Origin of the sequence: Mucilaginibacter sp., assembly GCF_039921305.1 — a bacterium.
GTDB lineage: Bacteria > Bacteroidota > Bacteroidia > Sphingobacteriales > Sphingobacteriaceae > Mucilaginibacter.
Genome location: NZ_JBDSCA010000028.1, coordinates 71,089 through 96,591 on the forward strand (window position 1 = coordinate 71,089; position 25,503 = coordinate 96,591).

Here is a 25,503-nt window from a genome sequence, read left to right on the forward strand (position 1 = left end):
CTAAAGGGGGAATTTAATGTTCTCCTGATGTTTTAGAACGTTTAGATAAGCTGCGCGGGAGATCATTTTTGCGCCTAATGATGCGAGGTGATCGGTATGAACCTGGCAATCTATCATATTGTATTTCCCGGTTTGGCAAAGGGTTATTAAGGCCAGTTTTGATGCATTGCTTGTTTTACTGAACATGCTTTCGCCACAGAATACATGGCCTACCTGAATGCCGTAAAGGCCGCCGACCAAGTCATTATCCTGCCATACTTCTACCGAGTGGGCGTAACCCAACTGATGAAGCTTGATGTAGGCTTGCTGCATATCGCTGGTTATCCAGGTGCCGTCTTGATCTACCCTTTCGGCCTGGGCGCAGTTGCTGATCACTTCCGCGAAAGCGGTATCAAAGCTCACCATGAATTTGTTTGAGCGGATAACCTGGCGCATACTTTTTGATATTTTTAGCTCTTGCGGATACAGCACAAAGCGCTCGTGTGGCGAAAACCACAAAATCGGTTCGCCCTCGCTGTACCAGGGGAAGATACCGTTGCCATAGGCAAGGGTTAACCTTTCGGGCGATAGATCGCCGCCTACGGCGAGCAGACCATCCTCTTCGGCCAGTTGGGGGTCCGGAAAGAGGATGCGCTCATCAAGCCTGAATATCATGCGGCAAAATTAAGCCTTCTTGCGGATCACCAATTTTTTATTTTGCGCCTTGGCTATGTTATCCATGTATTGCTGCATTTCGTTGTATTTGGCAGCGGGTATTACATAATTGGTCAAATTAAATTTAGTAGTAGCAACAATTTGATTTTTAGCAGCATCGTAAACATAATTAGCCTCGTAATTGCCATAGCTAAATTTAAGACTGGCGTTTGCCGGAAGTGATTCAACCTCGAAACCTGCTGGCAGATCAATAGTGGTTACGCAGGTTTTTTTCATGGGGTGCTCAAAGTAATAATCACTTTTGCGCTTTTCTAAAACGGGTATAGTTAAACGCCAAAGGTCAAAAACACGAGGACGATAAAACTGTTTATCACCGGCCATGATATCGCAAAACTTATCGTACTCCATTTCAACATCGATGGTTTTCACGCCATCTTTATCATCAGCCGGTGTAATGTTTATTGATGATGGTTGTTTAAAACCAAGTCGTTTTATTAAGCCTTCTTTTTGCTCATCAACTTTAATATGATCCAGACTTAAAAGAATATCCCTGTAACCGCCACTACCGCGCAGTTGCATTTTTACTTTCGCTCCACCATCTGCATCTAAAACTAAATGCACTTCATTGTTAAATTGGTTGTCGTCTATGTTGCTTTTAGGGGTACTCACCAGTTTACCACCGGCCTCGGTAACCAAAAGTGCGTTTCTATTTTCGGTAAAGGTGCCAAGTTTTCCAAATGGCTGGGTGCTACTGGTACATTCGAGCCAGGTAGTATCGCCTTTTAAGGGCACACAAACAATAATGTGATTGAACGGGTCAGCAGGGAAATCCGGGTCGGCGGGCTCTTGATTAGGCTCGGCGCGAACAATTGCGTAGTACCCCGGTATTTTTACAGCCTTTAATAATGAGCACATATAGTTTGAAAGCGCTTTGCAATCTCCGTATTTTTTTTGATCGACAAAGGTTGCCGGGAACGGTTTGAGGCCACCTATGCCTAACTGAATACTCACATAACGCATATTGTGCTGCATGTATTCGTACAAAAACTTAACCTTTTCCTTATCCGATTTTAAATTGGCAGTCATGGCCCTCACTTCTTCTTCCCGGGCGGGTGTAAGTGAGCAAACATCAGTATTTAAGGCGTATTGCCATTTGCCGTAATTTTGCCAGGTACTGATGTCGCCAGGCATGCCATCGTATTCAAAGAGGTTAGACGCAAACGATATTTTGGGTACTACCTGCCAATAAAGTGCCTCATCTTCCATCTTAAAAGCCGACAGGTTTTGTACATACCATGTGTACGAGTCCATGCCGTTTAGTACTTCCTTTTTAGGTGCAATTGTAGTATTCTTGTTTTTATACCTGAAACCAATTGCCGGGTTTATCGATATACGATAGGTGGAATTTTGTACAGCCATCTCCGGATATTGGTAATACCAGCTTCCCAGATCAAGATAACTATTGCTCTCGGTTTCGATTATTTGCTCAATAGTTATGGGGTAAGTGGCAATATCGTGCTTCATACCAATAATGCGATCATCAGTAATGATAGACATACCATCGTAGGCTTTTCTATCATACATATCGCTCCGTTCGTACTTTTTAATCATTTTACCTTCAGCGTTATAAACCAGCATTCTTTCTGTGTTAACACTTCTGAACCTTTTATCGTACCCTAATTCTATTTCAGCTTCACCCTCAGCTTTCTCGTTTAATATGGTAATAATGCTATGCTCTTTGGTCACCTTTCTTCCCGCCGATTTAACGGTGATATCAACAAAACGATATCGCACAACGGCATTTGCATCTTTTTTTAACGAATCGGGAATGGTGGCTGCTTTATAAAGATCAGCCGGAATATTTTTACTCTGGCCGTAAGCTATACTGTGCAAACAACAAATTAGCAAGCCGGTTAAAAGCTTGCTAAATATATTCTTACTCATGTTTTATGATTTTTTTAGTACAATTTGTTCGTTAAGCAAAGTATGCATTTGCTTATAAAACTCGCGTAATTCGGCATATGATTGATAATAATAGATTGTTTTGCGATAGTTGATCATAAAATTGATCTTCACCATGCCATCTTCTTCGGCAACAATGCGCCTGAAGGAAATGCTCTTATCGGGCAAAACCATATTGACGCTTTTAGGTAAGGCATCAACTTTAAAGCCTGCCGGTATTTTGTAGTTCCCACTTATCACATAGCTGTTTTTATTGCCAAAGTCGATATCGGTGGTGCGGTTCTCACTTAAAAACGGATTGTTTTTTAAGGTGGTGAACAAGTTAGGGTTTACATAAATATACTTCTCGTCCGAGCCTGCCAGCGCAAGTTTAAAGCCGATACTTTGCGTTAAAGGCAGACTGTCAACATCCATATTATCTAACTTTAATGATGTGATAGTTAGGTTGTTATCGTCGTCTATTAAGCTCTTTTTATACTTTTCTTCACCATCCTTTTTATACTGCTCAACCCTGGCTAATTTGTGATAGCTAAAGCTACTCACCTGAGCTTTACCTTCCAGTTTACCATCGGGCGTAATATCACCATCAACAATTACTACCTGCCTTGCGGGGAGTTCTTTCTGCAAAAACAGCATGTCAAATTTCTTTTGTTCGCGGTTGATGTATAGGCCGCTTGAGTTTAACAACTCGCGGGGTATTTCATTATAAACGTTGTACTTGTCTGATGCATCTAACACGTATTGTTGTGTACTATCAATAGGAATGTAAACAACGGCCCTGTTAAACTGGTTAACGTTAGGTATGGCGGGGTTAACCCTTCCGTTTTCGCGGGTGCTAACTTCCATAGGGTAGCCTTTAATATTAGCCTGTTTAAGTAAATGGTAAAGGGCTATGTTAATTTCGGTTGAGTTACCGGTTTGTGTTTCCCAGGCTTTGGGTGTGCCGTCAATAGTGTACCATCTGTCGAGCCCGTTCCATTTCATCCGGTTTTTTACCTCATTAAAAATATAGGCTATTTTATCGTTGTCGGTTTTTAAAGTTTTTGCTTTCGCGATGATCAGATCTTCGCCTTTAAGCTTTTTGTTTAATTGTGACCCGAAGTCCTCGTCTTCAATTAATATGCCGCCAACCTTGTCCCAGGTATCGTTAAAATTTTGAATAAAACCGCCAATTGGCCTGTACGATACAAATTGAAACTCTACGTTTTGTAAATTATCATGTCTTGAACGCATGTAAGGCTCATCGGTTAACGAGGGAATATTAGCTAAGGCCCGTGTTTGTTTATTAGAGTTATAAGTGATGCTACCTTCCGAATGCGACTCGGTTGAGGTAGTATTTTTAACAAAGGGTTGTAGAACACGCATCGGTGTTTTATAAATATATATCTCGGGAATCTCGGTGCTCAACTCGCTGTAGCGCACAGGCAAACGATTTTGAAAATACCAGCTTGGTATACTGTAACCTGTATTTTGCCATCGATATTTGTACTCGATAATTGAACCCGCTTTTACATTAGGAAAGGCAAAAACAATAGCATTTTTATATTTATCAACCACCTCGCTATAAATTAACTTACGCTCTATCTTTGTTATTTCGGGCTTGCCATTGTTCTCGTTAATAGTTTCAACCTGCACATCACCTATGCTTTCGGTTCGATTTCCGCCGTTAAAAACCAGGCGTACATTTGCCTCGTCTTTACCCTTATCGTTAAATATCTTTATCCTTTTGTGGCGCTCAATAACAATATTGAATTGGTTATCGTAATACAAGTCGGCTTTGTCAAATAATACCATAGCATTGGCATCTTTTTCAAAATCACACTGTTTTAGTTGTAAGTCGACCATGTCAACTTTGCCGAAAGGCATGGTTTGGGGCTGGGTTTGCGCTTGTAGGCGGGTTGTGAAAAGGAGTGTAAAAGTAGTGATAATTAGGGTAAAGGTTTTTTTCATGAAACTATATTTTAAGGAAAAGTAAATAAAATATCCATATGAAACGTATTTTTTAAAACAAAAAGCTTATTAATACGTATACGGGTAAAATGACTGACATTTAAATATTTTTAAATGTCAATTAAACCTTTAAAAAAAGCTATAGTCAAACCATCAAATTCCCCGAAAAATTAAGAATCTCTTTTATATTTTAGTTTAGGTATGGGTCACGGCTGGTTACCGTGGCCCTTTTTTATGCGGTTAAAAACAGGTTGTGTTTTATTGCTGGGATGATATTATTCTGCAAAGCTTTATCAAACAATAGCTGGATCGCTTTTCTGCCTTCGGCTCCTAATTCTACTGAATATTTGTTTACGTATAGGTTGATATGTTTGTACATTACGTCTTCGCTCATTTCTTGCGAGTGCTGGCGGATAAAGTCCAGTCCGGATTTTGGGTTGGCGAAGGCGTATTCAACCGAACGTTTGATAATGCGGTTCACTTTGAGCTGAACATCCATTGGTAGATCGCGCTTGATCACTATGCCTCCTAAAGGGATGGCGCAGCCGGTTTGCTTTTCCCAGTAATCGCCCAGGTCAATAATTTTATGCAGGCCTTTATCCTGATAGGTGAAGCGGTTTTCGTGGATGATGAGGCCGATATCGATCTGATCATTCAATAAGGCATCTTCAATTTCTGAGAATACCATGATCTGTTTATTTTGAGCTTCGGGGAATGCTAATCCTAATAAAAAATTGGCTGTGGTATATTTACCCGGGATACCAATGGTAAGATTTGAGATATTAGATTTAAGACTTGAGATATCTGGATTTTTGGTGATCAGTAATGGGCCAACACCAAAACCCAAAGCACTTCCCGAATCCAAAAGCGCATATTTATCGGCTACGTAGGCAAAGGCATGGTAGCTAAGCTTGGTAATATCAAGTGTGTTGTTGAACGCTTTTTGGTTCAGCGTTTCTACATCATCAAAAAAAACTTCGAACTCTAAACCTTCGGTATCAATTTTATGGTGGATGAGGGCGTCAAAAATAAAAGTATCGTTAGGGCAGGGCGAAAAGCCGAGGGTAAGTTTCATGGTGAATAAATTAAGCCTGAATTAATGTGCTGATCAATTCGATGGCGAAGTTATTCAGATTTTTGATGGCCAACCCTATCTTCCAGTTGTCGCGGTTACGTTTTTCAACGTAATTTGACACAGCTCTGATTTGTATAGCCGGAACATTCATCTGCTGGCAAGCATAAAAAAACGCAGCGCCTTCCATACTTTCCAGTTGAGGATATATTCTTTTGGTAATGTTTGTTATCGAGGCTTCGTTACCGTGCACAGTGTTTACGGTAATAGCATTTACTTTTTTGATGCTGGCCCCATTCCAAAAATCGGAGAGATTATTTGTGGTATCGAATTGGCTTTTGCCGAAGCCAAGTTGTTCTATCGGGATAAATGCTGTATCGTTTTCGGCGCCAAGCTCAGATAAGGTATCCCGAATTACCTCAACCACTTCGCCTAATTCAATGCGGCGGTCAAAACTTCCGGCTATACCTAAGTTTATCACAAGGGTGTATTTTTTTATACCTAATTGTACACCCATCGCGTAAGCTGTGGCAACCATTCCAACACCGGTTATAAGTACATCAAAGGGCTTTTTATCGCCAAAATGGTCCAACAACGGTTGTATTTCGGGTTGGGTTGCGGCAACTATTAATATCTGCATCATCATTTTCATCACTAAGTTATAAACTATCAGGATGTTTTTGTTTTATATATTTGCAGCAACAAAAGTTATGATGATTTATATTACACGGAAAGAACATTTTAACGCGGCACACCGGATGTACCGCGATGAATGGAGCGCCGAACAAAACAACGAGGTGTTTGGCAAATGTGCTAACCCCAACTGGCATGGCCATAACTATAACTTATTTGTAACTATAAAGGGCGAAATTACACACGCCACTGGTTATTTGATGGACCTGAAAGACCTGAAGGTTATCATAAACGAATACGTGATAGAAAAGCTTGATCATAAGAACATTAACCTGGATGTGCCCTTTATGAAAGGTAAAATGGCATCGACAGAGTTGTTGACGATTGAGATATTTAACCAGCTTAAAGCACCTATTGAGGCTAAAGAGGGTGTTTTTTTACACTCGGTAAGGCTTTTTGAAACCGAAAATAACAGCGCCGAGTATTTTGGCGACTAACCTATATGAGCAACGAAAATTACGATAAGTACGACGACGAAGAGGATGTTGACGGCTATATTAAAATTGACCGTTACAACCCAGAGCTGATCAATAATATATCAACGCACTATAAAGATATATTAAAGCAATTGGGAGAAGACCCTGAGCGCGAAGGCTTGCTTAAAACCCCCGAGCGTGTAGCCAAGGCTTTGCTTTACTTAACGCATGGTTATGATCTGAATCCGAAAGATATTTTGGAATCGGCTAAGTTTACGGAGGAGTACAGCCAGATGGTTGTGGTGAAGGATATTGAAGTGTATTCGATGTGTGAGCACCACATGCTGCCGTTTTTTGGAAAGGCGCATATTGCTTACATTCCGAACGGGCAGGTTGTTGGTTTGAGCAAAATACCACGTGTGGTTGATGCTTTTGCACGGCGCTTACAGGTGCAGGAGCGTTTAACTAATCAAATACGCGATTGTATACAAGAAACCCTGCAACCTATAGGCGTAGGTGTGGTGATTGAATGCCGCCACTTGTGCATGTGTATGCGCGGTGTGCAAAAGCAAAACTCGGTAACTACAACATCGGCATTTACGGGCGAGTTTATTAAAGAAAAAACCCGGGCCGAATTTTTACATTTGATATCATCTAAGTTGAGCTAAAAGCCCCCCAGCCCCTAAGGGGGAGCAAAAGGGCGAAGCTTTTTTATTTTAATAACTAAACATGCTCTCATGTTGCCCTTTAGGGGGTTAGGGGGCTCACCAATTAACTAATAACAACATTGAAAGCATACGTATTTCCAGGACAAGGGGCACAGTTTATAGGCATGGGTAAAGATCTTTACGATCAATCAGAATTTGCCCGTGAACGTTTTGAACATGCTAACGAAGTATTAGGCTTCCGGATTACCGATATTATGTTTAACGGTACCGAGGAGGACCTAAAACAAACCAATGTAACCCAACCGGCAATTTTTCTGCATTCGGTTATTTTGGCTAAAACCCTGGGCGAAAACTTTATTCCGGATATGGTTGCCGGCCACTCTTTAGGTGAGTTTTCGGCGTTGGTTGCTGCTCATGCATTATCGTTTGAGGATGGTTTGCGTTTGGTGGCCGCACGTGCCAACGCTATGCAAAAAGCCTGCGAGGTGCAGCCATCAACCATGGCCGCTATTTTGGGCTTGGATGATTATACGGTTGAAGAGATCTGCCGCCAGATAAGCAATGTGGTTGTTCCGGCAAATTATAACTGCCCGGGCCAGTTGGTTATATCGGGCACTATAGCCGGGGTTGATGAGGCTTGCGAAAAGTTAACCGCCGCGGGTGCTAAACGTGCTTTAAAATTAAATGTTGGTGGCGCGTTCCACTCACCATTAATGGAGCTTGCCCGTGTTGAGTTGGAAGCCGCTATTGTTGCTACCGAAATTAAAAGCCCGGTTTGCCCTGTTTATCAAAATATTGATGCCAAGCCTTATACTGATCCGGATAAGATAAAAGGTAACCTGATAGCCCAGTTAACCGGCCCTGTACGTTGGACGCAAACTATGCAACGCATGTTGCAGGATGGCGCTACATCGTTCACCGAGGTTGGGCCGGGTAATGTTTTGCAGGGTTTGGTAAAAAAGGTTGATCGTGCTGTTAAAACAGAAAGCGCCGCGCTATAAAACAATTTAGGTGGTATTCTCTTTTACAACTGTTATTTAATAATCTGTAAATTTTTCAATTTGAATGCTGCTGCCAAAATACGCTGGTTACTTGCGCTGATATGCTTGAGTCTGTTTTTAACAGCTATTATTGCAAAGCAATCATACAGTCCGCGTAATAACCTGGAGAGCAGCGCCAAAACGCTCGAAAGCCATTTACACCAGCAAGAACAGCTTGCCCGTAGTTTTGTTGATGATAAAACCAATTTCATCAAACTAAAAAACATAGGTAACAATGAGCAATATGCTATTGACCTGGTTGAGCTGCTTAAAAAAGAAAAACTTTACATTGCTACTTACCACAATAACCACCTAGGTTACTGGAATGGTGTAAGGGTATTGCCCGAGAAGCCACAGAGCATTAAAGATGGCATCAGTATTTTTAAAGGCAGCAATGGCTATTACGAGGTTGTTAAAAAAACCGAAGGTGATTTTGCCGCGGCCATATTCATCCCGATAAAAAACAACTATAGCTATCAAAACCAGTACCTGCAAAATATATTTTCGCCGGAATTATTGCGTGATAATAACATTGAAATTGCTGATTTTACCGATGTTAATGTTTATGCCATCCACAGTATAGATAACTATTACCTGTTTTCGGTAAAGCTATCTGCTGATGATTTGAACCAGCTTTTTGCTCTGGTGCAAATTATGCTTTGGATAAGCGGCCTATTACTATTGTGCGCATTAACAAACAGCACCGCAAAAAATATAGCGGCAAGAGGCAATATTTTTTCAGCCTACTTAATTATTGCAAGCTTAATAGTTGCGGTTAGGTTTGTTAACCTGCATTATCACTGGCCCGATATTTATCAGGGAATTAACCTGTTTTCGCCATTGTTTTATGCTTCGAATGGGGTTTTTCCTTCGCTTGGCGATTTTGTTATCAATGTTACTTTGTTGACCTGGTTTACGCTGTTTGTTTATAATACACGGAACCAAATTATTAAACCCATTAAAAGCCGGGGTTTAAGTTATGTTGTATTGATTGGCCTTATCCTGTTTTTGATAGGCTTATCAACTGGTTTACTGAAGCTTTTTTCGGGCCTGGTACTCAACTCTAAAATTAACTTCGATGTAAATAACGTACTCAACTTAACCGGCTTTAGCATTATAGGCGTTATGCTGCTCTGCTTTGGTTTTTTTATTTTTGTACTTTATTGCGAAACCTGCCTGGCTATAAGCTCTAAGCTGAACATCAGCAACCGGAATAAGCTGATCGTGTTTATTGGATTGATCGTTATTACTACAATAGTAGATGCTTATTATAATCGTGATGTTTCTGGCTTTTACCTGTTATGGTCACTCATTGTTATCATTCGCGGATATGCTGTAATTTATGATAAGGGGAAATATAGTGCCCTAACTTACATTGGTATTATTGTGATATGCTCTACCATATCATCAATTAAATTATACACTTTTCAATCTATTAAAGAAAAAGATACCCGCAAGCTGCTGGTGCAGAAACTGGATTCGGCCGAGGACCCTACTGCCGAATTTAAGTTTAGCCAGATAGAAGAACAAATTTCGAACTCACGCTTTGTTGCCAACTATTTTAATAATAAAGACCGGAACCAAACCTATCTAAAAAGCAAGCTTCAGAAGATGTATTTTGATGGTTACCTATCAAAATACGATTTTGATACTTATGAGTACGATGCCGATAACAAAGCATTATCTGGCAACAACGAGTTTGATTTGAATGTGTTTAAGGATATGGTGGTGTACACAGCGTCGAAGGTTACCTCTACCCAATACTTTTACAGGAACAGTTCATTTGGGTTTCAAAGCTATTTTGCCATTATACCGGTTAACGCCGGGGATGAGCAGATAGGTACTATTGTTGTTAACCTTAAATCAAAACCGCTTAAAAGTGCTGAACCATTTCCGGAATTGTTGATTGAAGGTAAAACGCAGGATAATGATGAGTTTAAAGGTTATTCGTATGCCTTTTACAGCGATGGTAAACTGCTTAATCAAAGCGGGAAATATACTTACAGTATTGCCAATTATGAGTTTGAAGGTAAGCTTAAAAGGTTTGTTTATAAATACACCGGTGGCAGCCCGGGCTATAGCCACTTGATATACCAACCTAAAGGGAGTGAACTGATTGTGGTAAGTAAGGCCGATGATAAAATCTTCAGTATTGTTACCTCGTTAACGTTTTTCTTCCTGGTATTTTTAATTTATGTGTTTTTGTTGCTGGGTGTTGAGTGGTTATGGAAAAACCTTAAAAAATTTGATAAGATAAAAGGATTGCGCTGGAATTTTTGGGATAGTTTTGATAAGATATTGTACAAAACCCGGATCCAGCTATCAATGGTTTTCGCGGTTGTGATAACCTTGCTCATTATTGGGATACTCACCTTTATTTCGGTAAGCGCGCAGTATGCAACCCAGCAGGATGAATTTATTCATGATAAAATATCGCGTATAGCTATAGCTTATGAAAAATTGGGTTTTGATAAAAACGCCCTTGCCACTAACGAACAGGCTCAGTTGAACTTTAATTCGTTTGCAGATACTTACTCGTCTGATCTTACTTTATTTGATAAGCAAGGTATCCCGGTATTCAGCACTCAGCCTAAGCTATATGATAACGGTTTAATTTACCGGAGGATGAATGCCCAGGCGTTTATTTATTTGAACGCGCTCTCCAAATCGGGATTTATTAATGAGGAAACCATTGGTACGCTGAAATATAAAGCAGCCTACGCGCCTGTGCGTAATGCAAATAAAGATGTGATAGGCTTTTTGCAGCTGCCCTATTTTTCGAACGAAACAGAATACCGCGAACGTATAGGCGCATTTTTGAACACCATGATCAATGTATATGCGCTGGTATTTATCGCTATTGGTTTATTCGCGATAGCGGTTGCCAGACAAATAACCACACCGCTAACCATTATTCAACAAAGCCTGAGCAATACCATATACGGACGTAAGAACGAACCTATTATATGGCAACATAATGATGAGATAGGCTCGTTAATTAAGGAGTATAATAACATGATTGCGCAGTTAGAGAACAGCGCACAGAAACTTGCGCAGAGTGAGCGTGAGAGCGCATGGCGCGAAATGGCCAAACAGGTTGCCCATGAAATTAAAAACCCACTAACACCCTTGAAACTGGGTTTACAGTTACTCGAAAAATCGTGGAGGGATAAGGACCCTAAGTTTGATATTAAATTTGAGCGTTTTAGCAAATCGTTTGTTGAGCAGATAGATAGCTTATCGAAAATAGCATCTGAGTTTTCCAACTTTGCCAAAATGCCGGAGACTTTATTAGAGCGGTTTAACATATTCGAGATCATTAGCCAGGCGGTAACTATTTTTAAGCAAACCGAGAACTTCAACATTATTTATAGGAATCCGGAACAGCCTTTTTACATTTTAGCGGATAAAGACCAGGTATTGCGAAGCTTTAATAACCTGCTCAAAAATGCTATTGAAGCTGTGCCTGACGAAAAGCAGGGTATTGTTGAGATAACCTATGAAATAACCAATGAGCAGGTGTTCATTAATATTAAAGATAATGGTAATGGCATACCCGAAGCTTTGCGTAAGCGAATATTTGTGCCAAACTTTACCACCAAAACATCGGGAACGGGGCTGGGTTTAGCCATGGTGAAGAATGCCATAGAGCATACCGGCGGCAGCATATCCTTTGATACGGAATTGGGGGTAGGGACTACTTTTTATGTGAGTTTTCCGGTTGCGGGATAGTGGAGAGCACAATAAAACCAACATAATGGAGTTTTTAATACACTAAACCATGTGAGTTATAAACCGTCGAAACGTATGTTATTAAAATTAAAGAACATGTTAAGAATGATATTTATTTACTGGAATTATTACTTTGGCAGCCTGGACAGGATGTTTAGGCAGATTTGTGTGGCTGAGGTGTATTAGGAGTGTTTATTTGTTCTGAATTACATTATCGATTGTCCTAAGTAGAGATTGCCACGCTATCGCCCGCAATGACACTTAGAGAAAAAACAAAAAGCCGTTCTGATTTGGATATCAGAACGGCTTTTATATTTAGTTAAACCGGTTGATTACTCAACTACGGTTACTTTTAGCATGTTGGTTTTGCCTTGTTTGGCAATTGGGATAGCGGCTGTGTTGATCACGATATCGCCATTCTCTATCAGGCTTTCTGATTTCAGGATGCCGTTAACATCAGCGATGGTTTTATCGGTACTTTCCAACTTGTCGTAATAGAACGCTTTTACTCCCCATACCAAACTCAACGCGTTTAACAGGTTGCGGTTTGATGTGAAGATGTATGTTGCAGCTTTAGGACGGTGACTCGAAATTTCGAAGGCTGTATAGCCAGAAACTGTCATGGATACGATACCTACGGCGTTGGTTTGCTCTGACAGGAACACTGCTGCATTACAAACAGCATCGCCAATTACATTAACTGGTGTGGTTGCGGCATCTTTTGGTGAGTTGAACGGATAACCTAATTCTTCAACATTGTGAACAATTTTAGCCATGGTTTGAATAACGATCAAAGGGAACTCGCCTACTGATGTTTCGCCGCTTAGCATTACCGCGTCGGCACCATCTAGTACTGAGTTGGCAACGTCGTTCACCTCGGCACGTGTTGGGCGCGGGGTAGTGATCATTGATTCCAACATCTGGGTAGCAATAATTACCGGTTTTGAAGCCGCGCGACATTTACGTGCGATCATTTTTTGCAGCAATGGTACTTCTTCCAAAGGCATTTCAACACCTAAATCGCCACGGGCAACCATCACACCGTCTGTAGCGGCTATGATGGCATCTATGTTTTCGATAGCTTCTGGTTTTTCGATCTTGGCGATAACGCGTGATGCTTTACCGCTGCGGTTAATGATGCGTTTCAGTTCAACTATATCTTCGGCGGTACGAACAAACGATAAACCGATCCACTCTACATCGTTTTGTAAAGCGAAATCAAGGTTCACCAAATCCTCTTCGGTTAAGCTTGGGATAGATACTTTGGTGTTTGGCAGGTTAACACCTTTGCGGGATGTTAAAATACCACCGTGCATAATTTCGCAAACTACGGTGTCTTTACGGTTGGTAGAAATAACCTTCATTTGCAGTTTACCATCATCCAGCAAAATGGTTTCGCCGGCGTGTACATCCTGTGGGAAGGTATCATAAGTGATGTAGATCTGGTTATCATCGCCAATACATTCTTTGGTGGTGATGTTGATGCGGGTACCATTTACTAAGTGGATACCACCATCTTTTACCAATCCGATACGGATTTTTGGCCCTTGTAAATCGGCAAGGATACCAACGTTGATCTTATATTTATCGTTTATTTCGCGAATAGTATCAATCGCATTTTGGTGATCTTCGGCTTTTCCGTGCGAGAAATTAAGGCGGCAAACGTTAACTCCGGCCTTTATAAGTGATAATAAAACGTCTTTTTTTACTGATGCAGGCCCTAAGGTTGCTACAATTTTGGTCCTGTTATTAGAAATTTTCATATAATATTTTTAGGTTATGGTCGCTTTTCTATGTCAAATAGTGTACTTAATACACCATGCAAATATGGCACTAAAATAACAGATTTTCTCGTGATTTTATTTTTTTTGGATCAACCTTTACCGCGGCAACAATTTCGGGTATCTTATTTAGCTTCAAAACGATCTCATCCAGGTCGTCTTCATCAATATAATTTTTGATCATTAAAAGGTAATCTGTCTTGTTCATTTCGGGTATCAGGTAGCCCTCGGTGCCTTTGTTCGAGATGAAAAAAAACTCGGTTTCGCTGGCCTCCCAATAGTACTTAAAAAAAGAAAAAAACACTTTTGATGAGCCGTTGTGCGAGTCGAGCTGCAAGTCCTCATCGCGTATAAAGTTGAAATTAAGGCCTTTATTGATCATGTAACAAAGGCGGTAATCTTTTAACGACGAGGTAATGGCGATGAGCACAAAATCAAGATCGATCTCAAACTTGAGTACTTTTTTATTCAAAACAGATTGATTTATCCGGCTGTAAAAGTACAAAGGAATGGGATATTTTCAATATTATATATAATATATGCGGTGCAATTATTGATGGTTGTAAGCGCATAAACGCTTTAATCGTATTTTGTGGAAAAATAAGCTTGCTGATACCCATGCGGATTGCAACCGATGAGTACCTTTATAAAAAAATAGACATCGAAATAACTTACCTAAACCCAAAACTCTTAGCACCGAATTGTGTTATTAATTTGCTAAAAGATTTTAGATTTGATTATTGACAGAATTTATTTTTCTTTGCACAGAATTTATTAATCATTAAATCATAAAGACTATGTCGGATATCGCTTCAAGAGTAAAAGCTATTATCGTAGAAAAATTAGGTGTTGACGAAAGTGAAGTTACACCAGAGGCAAGTTTCACCAACGACCTTGGCGCTGACTCATTAGATACCGTGGAATTAATCATGGAGTTTGAAAAGGAATTTAACGTTGCTATTCCTGACGATCAGGCTGAAACAATCGGCACTGTAGGTCAAGCTGTAGCTTACCTTGAAAAAAACGTTAAGTAAGCAACACTCCAACCTTACATTTTAGTATGGAGTTTAAAAGAGTTGTAGTAACCGGGCTTGGCGCACTTACACCTATTGGAAACAACGTTCCGGATTACTGGGATTCGTTGATCAAAGGGGTGAGCGGTGCCGACATCATCAAAAGTTTTGATATCTCGAAGTTCAAGACAAAATTTGCCTGCGAGGTAAAAAACTTTGATGCCGACGGTTATTTAGGAAGAAAAGAAGCACGAAAACTTGATCCGTTTGTGCAATATGCCCTATTTGCTACAGATGAGGCGGTATTGGACGCGGGCCTTGATTTTGACAAACTTGATACCAACCGCATAGGTGTGATATGGGGATCGGGCATTGGAGGATTGAAAACCTTTATGGACGAAGTGATAAACTTTGCCAAAGGCGACGGTACGCCAAGGTTTAACCCGTTCTTTATCCCTAAAATGATCGCTGATATTGCTCCAGGGCATATCAGTATCAAATACGGTTTACGCGGGCCAAACTTTTCAACTGTTTCTGCCTGCGCATCATCAACAAACGCGCTAATTGATGCATTTAATTATTTACGCCTGGGTATCAGTGATATCATTATATCTGGCGGAAGTGAGGCGATCATCAATGAGGCTGGTATGGGTGGTTTTAACGCCATGCATGCCTTATCCACACGTAACGACGACCCTGCGACTGCATCGCGCCCTTTTGATAAGGATCGCGACGGTTTTGTGGCCGGCGAAGGCGCGGGTACCATCATTCTGGAAGAACTGGAACATGCCAAAGCACGTGGCGCTAAAATTTACGCGGAAATAATTGGTGGCGGCATGAGTGCCGATGCTAACCATATTACCGCTCCTCACCCTGAGGGCTTAGGCGCGCGTTTGGTAATGACCAATGCTTTACGTGATGCGGGCCTTAAAACCAGTGACATTGATTACATCAACGTTCACGGAACTTCAACCCCGCTTGGTGATATGAGCGAAACAAAAGCCATCGTAACCCTTTTTGGCGAAGATGCTTACAAGCTCAATATCAGCTCAACCAAATCAATGACCGGTCACCTGTTGGGTGCTGCCGGAGCTATTGAAGCCATTGCGGCTATTCTGGCTGTTAAAAACAACATTATACCACCCACCATCAATCACTTTACGGATGACCCGGATCTGGACCCGAAATTGAATTTTACATTCAACAAGGCACAGGAGCGTGAGGTTACTACCGCTCAAAGTAATACGTTTGGTTTTGGCGGCCATAATGCATCGGTTATTTTCACCAAGTACCTGGCTTAATAGTATTGAATGCCAATTCTAAGGGTTTATAAGCTATATTTTTCTCCGAATAGAAAGTATGTAAAGGCACTAAAAAATTTGCTCGGCTTTGTGCCGGGCAATTTGAGTTTATACAGGTTGGCTTTTAGGCATAAATCTGTAGCTACCAACGTTAAGAAGGGCGTTAAGAACAGCAACGAGCGATTAGAGTTTTTAGGCGATGCTGTTTTAGGCAGCGTGGTTGCCGAGGTTTTGTTTAAGCTTTACCCTTATGAGGATGAAGGTTTTTTAACCGAGTTGCGATCAAAAATTGTGAGCCGTGTTAACCTGAACCAACTTGCACGTAAACTGGGCTTTGATAAGCTGATTGAGTACGATAGCCGTATGGTTGGCAACTCAAGGCAGGGATCGCTTTTGGGTGATGCTTTTGAGGCCCTGGTAGGGGCTGTTTACCTGGATAAAGGGTATGACTTTACCAAGAGTTTTTTGGTGAACCACATCATCAAATCGCATATTGACATCCATCAATTAGAGAAAACCGAAACTAACTTTAAAAGTAAGTTGATTGAGTGGAGCCAGCGCCATGGCAAGGATGTATCGTTTGACTTAACCGAGAACCAGGAAGGCGAAAGCAATAAACTGTTTACCGTACAAGCCAGTATTGATGGCGAGGTTTTAGGTACGGGTAAAGAGTTTAATAAAAAGAATGCTGAGAAGTTAGCGGCTGAGAAGGCTTGTGAGGCTTTGGGGATATAGCTTTTTGTTTCCTTCGGCTACCTGCTTTAGTTTATCTGCATTACAAATTCAGTTTTTGTTTTATATTAGTCGGCAATATCTTCAATAAGGTAGGCCTGTTATCATATTGGAGGTGCTTTTAAAAACTATATTTATACAGCCTGATGCAACTTATAAACAATACTGTTCAACATACTAATTGTCCGATTTGTGCCGCTTCGGGAATACAACGTGTAGGTAATGTTGATTATTTAACCCCACTTCGTTTTTCTACAACAGAGATACAACTCACCAATAAGCCAGAGTTATACCACTGTACACAATGCCTGTCGGGCTTTATACAAAATGCCGTTCCTGAAGCTACAGCTATGGAATTATATGCCAATAGTGTTAGCGGTGAGCGATGGAAGGCCGCTCCTTTCAGGCAAATGAAAACTCCAAATGTAGTGCAAGCCTTGCTGGATATATTTCCTGCAAGAAGCCATGTGCTGGATGTTGGCTGTAATACCGGCGAATTGCTTGACCTGGCCAAAGAGAACGGCTGCATTACCTATGGTAATGAACTATCAGCCGAAAGCCAAAAAATATTACTGGCAAAAGGTCATAAAGTGTGTCTTAACTTATCCGAAATTGAAGATGGTAGTTTGGATGTGATAGCTGCATTTGATTTAGTTGAACATTTGTATGATATGCCTGGTTTTCTAAAATTCTGTAAATCAAAACTGAAAAAAGACGGCCGTATGGTTATCCTTACCGGTAATATCCGTAGTAAAAGCGCTCGTTGGGCGGGTAGCAATTGGTGGTATCTAAAATATCCGGAGCATGTAGTGTTTGCTGCCCCAGCATTTTACCAAAGCCTTGGCTTTAAAGTGGAAAGGTTGATACATACTTATGCGTCTGTTGGTTACAAGCGCTCTGCTTTTGCTCGCATTAAATCGTTAATAATAGGCAAGTTAACGGGGAAATACCGAGGTTTGGCATCATGGGGACCAGATCATTACCTGGCTATTTTAAAAAACGATTAACGGCTTATTCCGGCTTTTGGGGCGGTGTAACAGGCACCAATTTTTGCAATCCATTATCCGGTGCTTTTTCGCCATTCTTTACAAAATCGGTATAGGAGCGTTTGGTGTAATTGATAAGGTCGTAATCGTTCCAGCTTTTGATATCCTCGTATGATGGGCGGTAGGCTTGTTTGAATGCCTGAAGCTTGATGGTATCTGTTATGCCGGTTATGCGTTGGATAAATGATTTGGTAAAGCGGCGATCGACCTCGGTTTGTTCCAGGTCAGCGGCGCTGAACCTTGCGAAACGGCGGGCTTGCTTTGGGCCGCTTCCGAAAAGGTCATACAATCCGTTTAGGGGGCTTAGTATGGCAGATGCTACCGATGGCTTGCCATTGCTGTAGATGCCCTGGCTATTGTATTCTTTCATTACGCCTTGTAGCTCCTGGCGTTTGGTTAGGCCTTTTATATCAACCTGATTTAGGGTAATGTTAGTTTGCATAAATACCATGGCGGTGCTTTGGCCGGTTACGGCAACCTTTTGATCGGCATAATCTTTTTGGCGAAAGAGCAGGGTATCGCCAACAGCGGCCTGAATATTGAATATGCCGAGGTCATCGGTAGTTACAATGCCTGTACTGTTTAAGTTTGCCACCAATACTTTGCTTAATCGCTGTTGAATATTGCCGGCTTTAAACACCACTCCTTTGAGCATAAACTCTTGCCTTTGGGCATGTAAAAACAGGCTAAAGCAGCATAGTATTACAGTGATGGTTGGGATACTGTAGCGTGGGATGGTATTTTTATCAGGTTTACTCAATGTATCAAAGTTAACGTTTAAAGAGAGGTTTATTTGTTAAATACTTGTTAAATATCCCTTTAAATGGTGTTTAGCTATCCTATTTAATTTTTTATCTTTGCACATGATAAAATCCATGACAGGGTATGGACTGGCCACCTACGATTCGGGAAGTACAAAATATACTGTTGAAATAAAATCCCTGAATAGTAAATTTCTTGAACTGACCCTCAGAATCCCCCGCTCATTCTCCGATAAAGAATTTCAGTTGCGCAACGATTGCAGCAAGCAAATAGAACGCGGTAAAGTTAGCTTATCTATCAATATTGAGCAAGTTAGTCAGCAGGTAAAAGCTGCCGGTATTGATACCGTGCTTTTAAAACATTACTACGAGCAATTAAAGGCTGTTAGTATTGATTTGAACGAACCTACAAACAACCTGTTGCAACTGGCTTTGGGTTTACCCGAAGTTGTTAAATATGGCGAAGAAACAGTATCTGACGAGGAATGGAAAATTGTTGAGCAAACTTTCCAAAAGGCATTAAAGGCATTCCAACAGTTTAGAAGTGACGAAGGCAACGTGCTTGAAGAAGAGGTGAAAGGGCGCATTGGCATCATCATGGATAACCTAAAAAAGGTTGAAGTTGAAGAGCCTAAACGTGTTCCGGTTATCCGCGAGCGGTTGAATACTTTTTTGACTGAAAGTGTTGGTCGCGAAAACCTGGATCAAAACCGCTTTGAGCAGGAATTGATCTACTTTATTGATAAGCTGGATATTACCGAAGAAAAGGTACGCCTGAAAGCGCATTGTGATTACTTTATCGAAACGCTGAAGAATGCTGATGCCAACGGTAAAAAGCTGGGCTTTATTTCGCAGGAGATCGGCAGGGAGATCAATACCCTCGGCTCAAAAGCCAACGATGCCAACATACAAAAGCTTGTTGTTGGCATGAAAGAAGAACTGGAGAAAATTAAAGAACAACTATTGAACGTACTGTAGAAGATAGTCCATAGCCGATGGTCCATAGACAATGGATCAAAACTATGGACCATGGACTATGGACCATTGACTAATTACAATGACCCAAGGTAAACTCATCATATTTTCGGCACCATCAGGAGCTGGTAAAACTACCATAGTGCATCATCTGCTGAAACAAATTCCGGACCTGGAGTTTTCCATTTCGGCAACTACCCGCAAGCCGCGCGGCGATGAGCACGACGGCAGCGATTATTACTTTATATCAAACGAAGAGTTTTTGCACCGCATAGCTAAAAAGCAGTTTGTTGAGTTTGAAGAGGTTTATTCGGGAACGTTTTACGGCACGCTGAGATCAGAGATACAACGCATTTGGGATAAGGGCAAACATGTAATTTTTGATATTGATGTTGAAGGCGGCTTGCACCTGAAACGGAAGTACGAAGAACATGCTTTAGCCATATTTGTTCAGCCCCCATCGCTGGAGGTTTTAAAGGAACGTTTAACCGGCAGGGGTACTGATAGCACCGAAAAACTACATGAACGCTTTATAAAAGCAGAAAAAGAACTGAATTATGCTCCGCAATTTGATATAATCCTAAAAAATTACGAACTTGAAACGGCTTGCAAAGAAGCAAAGGCATTAGTAACTGATTTTTTAAAGCAATAAGCGCAGCATAAACGGAAAAATGAAGATCGGTTTACTATTTGGTTCGTTTAATCCCATACATATCGGCCATTTAATTATTGCCAATTATATGGCTAACCATACCGATCTGGATAAAGTTTGGCTGGTGGTATCGCCACAAAACCCACTAAAAAAATACGGCGACCTGATCAATACCTATGATCGCCTTGAAATGGCCCGTTTGGCAACCGACCATAGCGATAACCTAAACGTAAGCGATATTGAATTGAAGCTGCCACAGCCGTCGTATACCATTGATACGCTAACCTTACTGAAAGAGAAATATCCTGAGCATGAGTTTGCCATAATTATGGGATCGGACAACTTAGTCACACTGCATAAATGGAAGAATTACAAGCTCATTTTGCGCGATTACCAGATCTATGTTTACCCGCGCCCGGGTTATGAGAATACCGATCTGGCATCGCACCCATCGGTACATATTACCATGACACCGTTGATGGAACTATCGGCAACCTTTATCCGTAAATCTATCGCAGCTAAAAAGAATGTGCAGTTTTTTGTGCCCGACCCGGTTTTAAAATTTATTGAAAGTAAGGGTTTGTACAGGTAACCACATTGTTATAGATACTTCATTCTAAATAATTTAGATTTGAGTATATGAAACGGCTGGCTTCAACAATCATTTTCATCTTATCAGGTTTTTCGGCTACAGCCATTGATACAAGTATGGTAAAGTTGATAAACAAGGTGATTGAAGTTGAGATACCTTCAGACTATCCATACTTTTATTTGATCAATAAGGGAAATACCTCTTCTATTAATGAGAATATTAGTGCTGATATTAAATTAGCAGATAATAAATTGAAAATTCAGCTTGTAAAGGAATTTGTAAGCAATGCTAAAAGGGATACTTTTTCTATAAAATGGTCTGACTTTGGTTTGCCGAAAGCGCGATATGTTAATAAAGATCATGTTGGTAAAAAATGGGCATGGGCGAAGATAACAGCCAGTTTCCCGTCGGTAAATACTGAAACGGGCGAAATCTTGCCAAATACCGGTCATAAACCCGACCCGAAAGCCTTGGCCGAAACTACTTGCGTTTCTTTTTCTAAACCGGTTTTCTCAACCGACCGGCAGTATGCGTTTGTGGCAACTACACGAGGTATGAGTGGTAACCATTATTTGTTTAAGTTAACTAATGGTACCTGGGAACTAATATCTAACATTGGGTGGCTGGAATGAAGGCTGTGTTTTTTATAACGGCCATCAAAACCCTATCTTTGTGCTGTGAGCGAAAAAACTATCCTAAAACTACAATTACCTACCGACCCGCTTTGGGTTAAAAATGTGGTAGAAAGCAATATTGAAGAGTTATTGACCGACCATGCTTATTGTGAGCAAAAGGCGGCCAGCAATGCCATTACGCTCATCATCCAAAACCATAACTATCCGGATATAGTGCAAGAAATGGCCGAATTGGTACGCGAAGAAATGGACCATTTTAGGCGTGTACACGAGATCATTGTTAAACGTGGGTATGAGTTTGGTAAGGAGCGTAAAGATGATTATGTGGGCCAGCTATTCAAGTTTTTAACACCGGGAGGAAGCAGGTTAACCCAGATGATAGACCGATTGTTGCTTTCGGCGATGATAGAGGCCCGCAGTTGCGAACGGTTCAAGGTGCTATCCGAGAATATTAACGACAAGGAATTATCCGAGTTTTACTATGAATTGATGGTAAGCGAAGCGGGACATTATACCATGTTTTTAAATCTGGCTAAAAAGCATTGCGGCAATATTGATGTTGATGCCCGCTGGAAAGAGTTTTTAGCTTACGAAGCCGAAGTGGTTAAGAATTACGGGAAGAAGGAAACTATACATGGGTAGGAGCTGTGTTTTGCTTAGATTTATATCATAAACCTACATTCATGCTTAAAAAAGCAGCACTTATTTTAGTTTTCTTATTACCGTTGTTTTCTGCTTTCGGCCAACGCAAGTTACCACGCTGGCACGAACCAACGAAGGCTGAAACTGAACTGGCCGAATACAATGCTCAATGTGTTCACCGTAATAAATACTCCGCCGCGCAACGATTAAGGTTTTATCCGTTTAATAAAGCGGTACAAGTTAAATTGGTTGCATTTTACGGCCTTTCCGACCCTAACGTGCAGGTATTCGTTGATAGCGTAGCCCAAAAAGCACCCAAAAAAATTAACTATTGGAAATATCCATTTAATGGGAACGAAACAGATACCACCCAGTTTATAGAAGTCAAATTATTGAATAAAGTACAAGTCAATAAACTAACTGATATTCTTTACAACATAGACCAGCGCGCAATTGATTATAATATAATTTATAACCAGTACGCATGTTATGAACCACGTAACGCTATTGTATTTACAAATTCAAAAGGTAAGATATTTGCCCACATCGAGATCTGTTTTGAATGCAGGAAAATTAGTACCCGTCCCGAGAAAATGAATATAGGCGGGTATTGCGAAGGCAAATTAGATTTGCTGAAAAGCTATTTCGCATCTTCGGGTATAATTTACGGCGTAGATACAGCTTATACCTATAAATTTAAAAGGATTAGATAACCCCGGGAATAATAATTACACGCTCTTCACCACGCCCATTACCGTACTCAAATAGTTATCAATCTTAGCAATATCAATTGAATCGTTAATAAAGCCGATGTACATGTCCGGGCGGATGATCAATGTTTTCTGCTGGCTTGCGCCCATCTCAAAAGCATCGAAAATGTGGCGGTTTTTGTTGGTTGGCGGCAGGTAAAAGAAGTTGAGGATGTTGGGATAGTGCTGTGTTATCCATTTGGCCAGGCGGAAAAGCTCATCTTCGGTTTGTTTGCCCAAGGCGATGAAGGTGAAACCTGGTTTGCTGCACCACTCATGCAGATCGGTTTCCTGCTGTTTCTTTTCGTCGTATACTTTGAGGTAGGGCAGCCTGTCGCCGGCAATTATTTTAGTGCCCTGGCTTAGGTGCAGGTTTATTTTACTATGGTGATAGTTGATGCTGGTTTGTGATACCCTATTGAAAAACGCACGCCTTAGTTTTTCGCTTCCCCATAGTTTTTTGATAGCGAAGGGTAGTACCCATTTTTTTAGGATGCGATTTAAGAAACCATCGGATACGATAAAGGTAAAGGCCCTATCGGTAGTTTTGAGCAGGTCTTTTGCAACGGGCATGCGTTCGTCAGCATAGCTGCTTAATACTGATTTGTTGAGCTGGTTGTTGATCACGCCTGCTAATTTCCAGGCTAAGTTGTAGGCATCCTGTAAGCCGGTATTCATGCCCTGGCCACCAACGGGCGAATGGATATGCGCGGCATCGCCGATAAGGAAAGCACGATCTGAACGGAAGCTTTCGGCCATGCGATGGTGCAGGCGGTAGGTGGTAAACCAATGCGTTTCGGCAATGCTGATCTTAGCTTTGGCTACATTGTTTAAGAGGGGCTTAACATCATCAATAGTTAAATCCTGTTTGGCTAATAGATCAGGTGTAAGGCTACCTACTATGCGGTAACGTCCATCTTCGGGCATCGGGAAAAAGGCCGCGAAGCCTGGTTTTGATAGATGAAGATGGAGCTTATCGTCGTTCAGATCGGCAAAGGTAACATCGGCAAGGTAAAACTCGTTGGCATAGGTATCGCCTTCAAATTTGATGAATAGCTCTTTGCGTACAATGCTGTGCGCGCCATCAGCACCAATGAGCCAATCGCAGGTGAGGAAGGTTTTTTCGTTTTCGTTGTTGAGTAATACCTCGATCTTATCATTTTTTTGATCAAAAGATATTAGTGAGGTATCCCAGTAAACGGGGCAACAATTTTGGGTAAGGTAATCCAACAGCAAACGTTCGTTCTTGCTTTGCTGATACATCAGGATGTAGGGGAATAGGGTTTGCGGTTCGCCAATATTGTTCAGCGAAAGCCTGGCTACCTGTTTGCCTTCCTGATTCAAAAATACACCTGTCGCTTTTTTACCTCCGTTTAAAACGGGATCAACAATGCCTAACTGGCGGTAAATTTCGAGCGAGCGAGTTTGCACCGCTAAAGCTTTGGATTGATCTGTAGGGCCTTTTTTAATATCGATAATTACCGGCTGGATGCCATTGCGCAACAGTTGCGCGGCCATCATTAAACCCGACGGACCGGCGCCTACAATGAGTACAGAAGCTTGTTCGCCCGGTAATTTCATTTATGAATGGAATAGCAGGTAAATAGTTGGCCGTTTATGCAGATCGGGCACTTGCTTGCGCCAGCTTTCAATGTTCATGGTTTTGATAAATTCTGTTTCAGCAGTAACATCGCAGGCAATGCAAAGTTTGGTTTTGGGGTTACAACTTTTCAAAACCTCTTCCAACATAGAATTATTGCGGAATGGGGTTTCGATAAATATCTGTGTTTGATCGTTCCGGGTAGATAAGCTTTCCAGTTCTTTAACACGCTTGCTGCGCTCGGCCTTATCAATAGGTATATAGCCATGGAAGGTAAAGCTTTGACCGTTAAAGCCTGAAGCCATCAGCGCAAGCAAAATAGAGCTTGGGCCAACTAAAGGCACTACGGATATGCCGCGCTTGTGTGCTTCGGCAACAATTTCGGCACCGGGATCGGCTACGCCGGGGCAGCCGGCCTCGCTCATCAGGCCAACGCTTTTACCGGATTCTAATCCTGCAAAGAAATAGCCCAGACTGTTGCCGCGGTTGTGTTTACCATAGTCGTGAATAAGCAGTTCGCTTTGGGCGGTTTTTAAGCCCGCTTCTTTTAAAAATTTGCGGGCGGTTTTTTCGTTCTCAACAATATATTCGGTGATGTTGTTTATGGTATCAACCAGGTAAGGTGTAAACGATTTGGCCGCCGCGTTTTCGGCAAGTGGTACTGGTATTAAGTAAAGTGTTCCTTTGGGCATACTGCAAATGTGTTGTTTACTGTTGGTAAAAGCAAACAAAAAAAAACGTCATTGCTTCGTACCTCGCGATGACGTGGTGAAGGGTTCGGTTATACAGATAACAACACCTCAAACAAAAAAGCCATCCCCAAAAGGATGGCTTTTA

24 protein-coding genes are annotated in these 25,503 nt (G+C 41.3%); 14 read left to right on the forward strand and 10 right to left on the reverse strand.

Annotated features, from left to right (window positions below):
- The 5 genes from aat to mqnB form a co-directional block, all read right to left on the reverse strand.
- On the reverse strand, positions 1 to 654 hold the full coding sequence (aat, locus tag ABIN91_RS08590) for a leucyl/phenylalanyl-tRNA--protein transferase (RefSeq protein WP_348050545.1): 654 nt from the start codon (positions 652 to 654) through the stop codon (positions 1 to 3).
- A gap of 9 nt (positions 655 to 663) precedes the next feature.
- Complete coding sequence (locus ABIN91_RS08595; RefSeq protein WP_348050547.1) at positions 664 to 2,598, reverse strand: DUF3857 domain-containing protein; 1,935 nt, start codon at positions 2,596 to 2,598, stop codon at positions 664 to 666.
- A 3-nt stretch (positions 2,599 to 2,601) separates the two neighbouring features.
- Entirely contained in the window at positions 2,602 to 4,566 is a 1,965-nt protein-coding gene (locus tag ABIN91_RS08600; protein WP_348050549.1) for a DUF3857 domain-containing protein, read from the reverse strand.
- Between the two features lie 232 nt (positions 4,567 to 4,798).
- Entirely contained in the window at positions 4,799 to 5,641 is an 843-nt protein-coding gene (locus tag ABIN91_RS08605) for a 1,4-dihydroxy-6-naphthoate synthase (protein ID WP_348050551.1), read from the reverse strand.
- Positions 5,642 to 5,651: 10 nt separating this feature from the next.
- A complete protein-coding gene (gene mqnB / locus ABIN91_RS08610) occupies positions 5,652 to 6,290 on the reverse strand; it encodes a futalosine hydrolase (protein WP_348050553.1) in 639 nt (212 codons plus the stop codon).
- A 61-nt stretch (positions 6,291 to 6,351) separates the two neighbouring features.
- Here mqnB and ABIN91_RS08615 point away from each other — a divergent pair, with 61 nt between their 5' ends.
- From ABIN91_RS08615 to ABIN91_RS08630, 4 genes are all read left to right on the forward strand, one after another.
- A complete protein-coding gene (locus ABIN91_RS08615; RefSeq protein ID WP_348050830.1) occupies positions 6,352 to 6,768 on the forward strand; it encodes a 6-carboxytetrahydropterin synthase in 417 nt (138 codons plus the stop codon).
- Positions 6,769 to 6,773: 5 nt separating this feature from the next.
- Positions 6,774 to 7,415, forward strand: a complete 642-nt coding sequence (folE, locus tag ABIN91_RS08620) for a GTP cyclohydrolase I FolE (RefSeq protein WP_348050555.1) — start codon at positions 6,774 to 6,776, stop codon at positions 7,413 to 7,415.
- Between the two features lie 119 nt (positions 7,416 to 7,534).
- Complete coding sequence (gene fabD, locus ABIN91_RS08625; RefSeq protein ID WP_348050557.1) at positions 7,535 to 8,416, forward strand: ACP S-malonyltransferase; 882 nt, start codon at positions 7,535 to 7,537, stop codon at positions 8,414 to 8,416.
- 60 nt (positions 8,417 to 8,476) lie between these two features.
- The gene (locus ABIN91_RS08630; RefSeq protein ID WP_348050559.1) at positions 8,477 to 12,187 is read left to right on the forward strand and encodes an ATP-binding protein; all 3,711 of its coding nucleotides are present in this window, start codon (positions 8,477 to 8,479) and stop codon (positions 12,185 to 12,187) included.
- A 332-nt stretch (positions 12,188 to 12,519) separates the two neighbouring features.
- On the opposite strand, the gene pyk is transcribed toward ABIN91_RS08630, so the two are convergent.
- Positions 12,520 to 13,950 carry a pyruvate kinase gene (pyk, locus tag ABIN91_RS08635; protein WP_348050561.1) on the reverse strand — a complete coding sequence of 477 codons (1,431 nt, stop codon included), beginning with the start codon at positions 13,948 to 13,950 and terminating at the stop codon, positions 12,520 to 12,522.
- Positions 13,951 to 14,020: 70 nt separating this feature from the next.
- Positions 14,021 to 14,440 carry an IPExxxVDY family protein gene (locus ABIN91_RS08640; protein ID WP_348050563.1) on the reverse strand — a complete coding sequence of 140 codons (420 nt, stop codon included), beginning with the start codon at positions 14,438 to 14,440 and terminating at the stop codon, positions 14,021 to 14,023.
- 325 nt (positions 14,441 to 14,765) lie between these two features.
- Here ABIN91_RS08640 and ABIN91_RS08645 point away from each other — a divergent pair, with 325 nt between their 5' ends.
- From ABIN91_RS08645 to ABIN91_RS08660, 4 genes are all read left to right on the forward strand, one after another.
- Positions 14,766 to 15,002 (forward strand): acyl carrier protein, encoded by a 237-nt coding sequence (locus tag ABIN91_RS08645; RefSeq protein WP_031266521.1) that lies wholly within the window; start codon positions 14,766 to 14,768, stop codon positions 15,000 to 15,002.
- Between the two features lie 26 nt (positions 15,003 to 15,028).
- The gene (fabF, locus tag ABIN91_RS08650) at positions 15,029 to 16,282 is read left to right on the forward strand and encodes a beta-ketoacyl-ACP synthase II (protein WP_348050566.1); all 1,254 of its coding nucleotides are present in this window, start codon (positions 15,029 to 15,031) and stop codon (positions 16,280 to 16,282) included.
- Positions 16,283 to 16,291: 9 nt separating this feature from the next.
- Positions 16,292 to 17,017 (forward strand): ribonuclease III, encoded by a 726-nt coding sequence (gene rnc, locus ABIN91_RS08655; RefSeq protein ID WP_348050568.1) that lies wholly within the window; start codon positions 16,292 to 16,294, stop codon positions 17,015 to 17,017.
- A 143-nt stretch (positions 17,018 to 17,160) separates the two neighbouring features.
- Positions 17,161 to 18,021, forward strand: a complete 861-nt coding sequence (locus tag ABIN91_RS08660; RefSeq protein WP_348050570.1) for a class I SAM-dependent methyltransferase — start codon at positions 17,161 to 17,163, stop codon at positions 18,019 to 18,021.
- Positions 18,022 to 18,025: 4 nt separating this feature from the next.
- Here the strand turns inward: ABIN91_RS08660 and ABIN91_RS08665 are convergent, their stop codons facing one another.
- Positions 18,026 to 18,820 carry a hypothetical protein gene (locus tag ABIN91_RS08665; RefSeq protein ID WP_348050572.1) on the reverse strand — a complete coding sequence of 265 codons (795 nt, stop codon included), beginning with the start codon at positions 18,818 to 18,820 and terminating at the stop codon, positions 18,026 to 18,028.
- A gap of 103 nt (positions 18,821 to 18,923) precedes the next feature.
- Between ABIN91_RS08665 and ABIN91_RS08670 the strand changes: the two genes are divergently transcribed.
- From ABIN91_RS08670 to ABIN91_RS08695, 6 genes are all read left to right on the forward strand, one after another.
- Positions 18,924 to 19,799 carry a YicC/YloC family endoribonuclease gene (locus ABIN91_RS08670; protein WP_348050574.1) on the forward strand — a complete coding sequence of 292 codons (876 nt, stop codon included), beginning with the start codon at positions 18,924 to 18,926 and terminating at the stop codon, positions 19,797 to 19,799.
- 79 nt (positions 19,800 to 19,878) lie between these two features.
- A complete protein-coding gene (gene gmk / locus ABIN91_RS08675; RefSeq protein WP_348050576.1) occupies positions 19,879 to 20,448 on the forward strand; it encodes a guanylate kinase in 570 nt (189 codons plus the stop codon).
- Between the two features lie 19 nt (positions 20,449 to 20,467).
- Positions 20,468 to 21,040, forward strand: a complete 573-nt coding sequence (gene nadD / locus ABIN91_RS08680; RefSeq protein ID WP_348050578.1) for a nicotinate (nicotinamide) nucleotide adenylyltransferase — start codon at positions 20,468 to 20,470, stop codon at positions 21,038 to 21,040.
- Between the two features lie 47 nt (positions 21,041 to 21,087).
- The gene (locus ABIN91_RS08685; protein ID WP_348050580.1) at positions 21,088 to 21,672 is read left to right on the forward strand and encodes a hypothetical protein; all 585 of its coding nucleotides are present in this window, start codon (positions 21,088 to 21,090) and stop codon (positions 21,670 to 21,672) included.
- 45 nt (positions 21,673 to 21,717) lie between these two features.
- On the forward strand, positions 21,718 to 22,317 hold the full coding sequence (locus tag ABIN91_RS08690) for a tRNA-(ms[2]io[6]A)-hydroxylase (RefSeq protein WP_348050582.1): 600 nt from the start codon (positions 21,718 to 21,720) through the stop codon (positions 22,315 to 22,317).
- Positions 22,318 to 22,358: 41 nt separating this feature from the next.
- Positions 22,359 to 23,030: a hypothetical protein gene (locus ABIN91_RS08695; RefSeq protein WP_348050584.1), complete on the forward strand. Its 672-nt coding sequence runs from the start codon at positions 22,359 to 22,361 to the stop codon at positions 23,028 to 23,030.
- A 15-nt stretch (positions 23,031 to 23,045) separates the two neighbouring features.
- Here the strand turns inward: ABIN91_RS08695 and ABIN91_RS08700 are convergent, their stop codons facing one another.
- Entirely contained in the window at positions 23,046 to 24,647 is a 1,602-nt protein-coding gene (locus tag ABIN91_RS08700) for an FAD-dependent monooxygenase (protein ID WP_348050586.1), read from the reverse strand.
- Positions 24,648 to 25,358, reverse strand: coding sequence for an SAM-dependent methyltransferase (locus ABIN91_RS08705; protein WP_348050588.1), 711 nt, complete (start codon positions 25,356 to 25,358; stop codon positions 24,648 to 24,650).
- Positions 25,359 to 25,503: the final 145 nt, after the last annotated feature.

What these genes read in the sequence shown, in the direction of transcription:
- ABIN91_RS08705 (WP_348050588.1), bottom strand. Translation starts at nt 25,358, where the DNA reads ATGCCCAAAGGAACACTTTACTTAATACCAGTACCACTTGCCGAAAAC.
- rnc (WP_348050568.1), top strand. Translation starts at nt 16,292, where the DNA reads ATGCCAATTCTAAGGGTTTATAAGCTATATTTTTCTCCGAATAGAAAG.
- ABIN91_RS08685 (WP_348050580.1), top strand. Translation starts at nt 21,088, where the DNA reads ATGAAACGGCTGGCTTCAACAATCATTTTCATCTTATCAGGTTTTTCG.
- aat (WP_348050545.1), bottom strand. Translation starts at nt 654, where the DNA reads ATGATATTCAGGCTTGATGAGCGCATCCTCTTTCCGGACCCCCAACTG.
- ABIN91_RS08605 (WP_348050551.1), bottom strand. Translation starts at nt 5,641, where the DNA reads ATGAAACTTACCCTCGGCTTTTCGCCCTGCCCTAACGATACTTTTATT.
- mqnB (WP_348050553.1), bottom strand. Translation starts at nt 6,290, where the DNA reads ATGAAAATGATGATGCAGATATTAATAGTTGCCGCAACCCAACCCGAA.
- ABIN91_RS08700 (WP_348050586.1), bottom strand. Translation starts at nt 24,647, where the DNA reads ATGAAATTACCGGGCGAACAAGCTTCTGTACTCATTGTAGGCGCCGGT.
- ABIN91_RS08695 (WP_348050584.1), top strand. Translation starts at nt 22,359, where the DNA reads ATGCTTAAAAAAGCAGCACTTATTTTAGTTTTCTTATTACCGTTGTTT.
- ABIN91_RS08660 (WP_348050570.1), top strand. Translation starts at nt 17,161, where the DNA reads ATGCAACTTATAAACAATACTGTTCAACATACTAATTGTCCGATTTGT.
- pyk (WP_348050561.1), bottom strand. Translation starts at nt 13,950, where the DNA reads ATGAAAATTTCTAATAACAGGACCAAAATTGTAGCAACCTTAGGGCCT.
- nadD (WP_348050578.1), top strand. Translation starts at nt 20,468, where the DNA reads ATGAAGATCGGTTTACTATTTGGTTCGTTTAATCCCATACATATCGGC.
- ABIN91_RS08595 (WP_348050547.1), bottom strand. Translation starts at nt 2,598, where the DNA reads ATGAGTAAGAATATATTTAGCAAGCTTTTAACCGGCTTGCTAATTTGT.
- ABIN91_RS08645 (WP_031266521.1), top strand. Translation starts at nt 14,766, where the DNA reads ATGTCGGATATCGCTTCAAGAGTAAAAGCTATTATCGTAGAAAAATTA.
- folE (WP_348050555.1), top strand. Translation starts at nt 6,774, where the DNA reads ATGAGCAACGAAAATTACGATAAGTACGACGACGAAGAGGATGTTGAC.
- fabF (WP_348050566.1), top strand. Translation starts at nt 15,029, where the DNA reads ATGGAGTTTAAAAGAGTTGTAGTAACCGGGCTTGGCGCACTTACACCT.
- ABIN91_RS08615 (WP_348050830.1), top strand. Translation starts at nt 6,352, where the DNA reads ATGATTTATATTACACGGAAAGAACATTTTAACGCGGCACACCGGATG.
- gmk (WP_348050576.1), top strand. Translation starts at nt 19,879, where the DNA reads ATGACCCAAGGTAAACTCATCATATTTTCGGCACCATCAGGAGCTGGT.
- ABIN91_RS08600 (WP_348050549.1), bottom strand. Translation starts at nt 4,566, where the DNA reads ATGAAAAAAACCTTTACCCTAATTATCACTACTTTTACACTCCTTTTC.
- ABIN91_RS08670 (WP_348050574.1), top strand. Translation starts at nt 18,924, where the DNA reads ATGATAAAATCCATGACAGGGTATGGACTGGCCACCTACGATTCGGGA.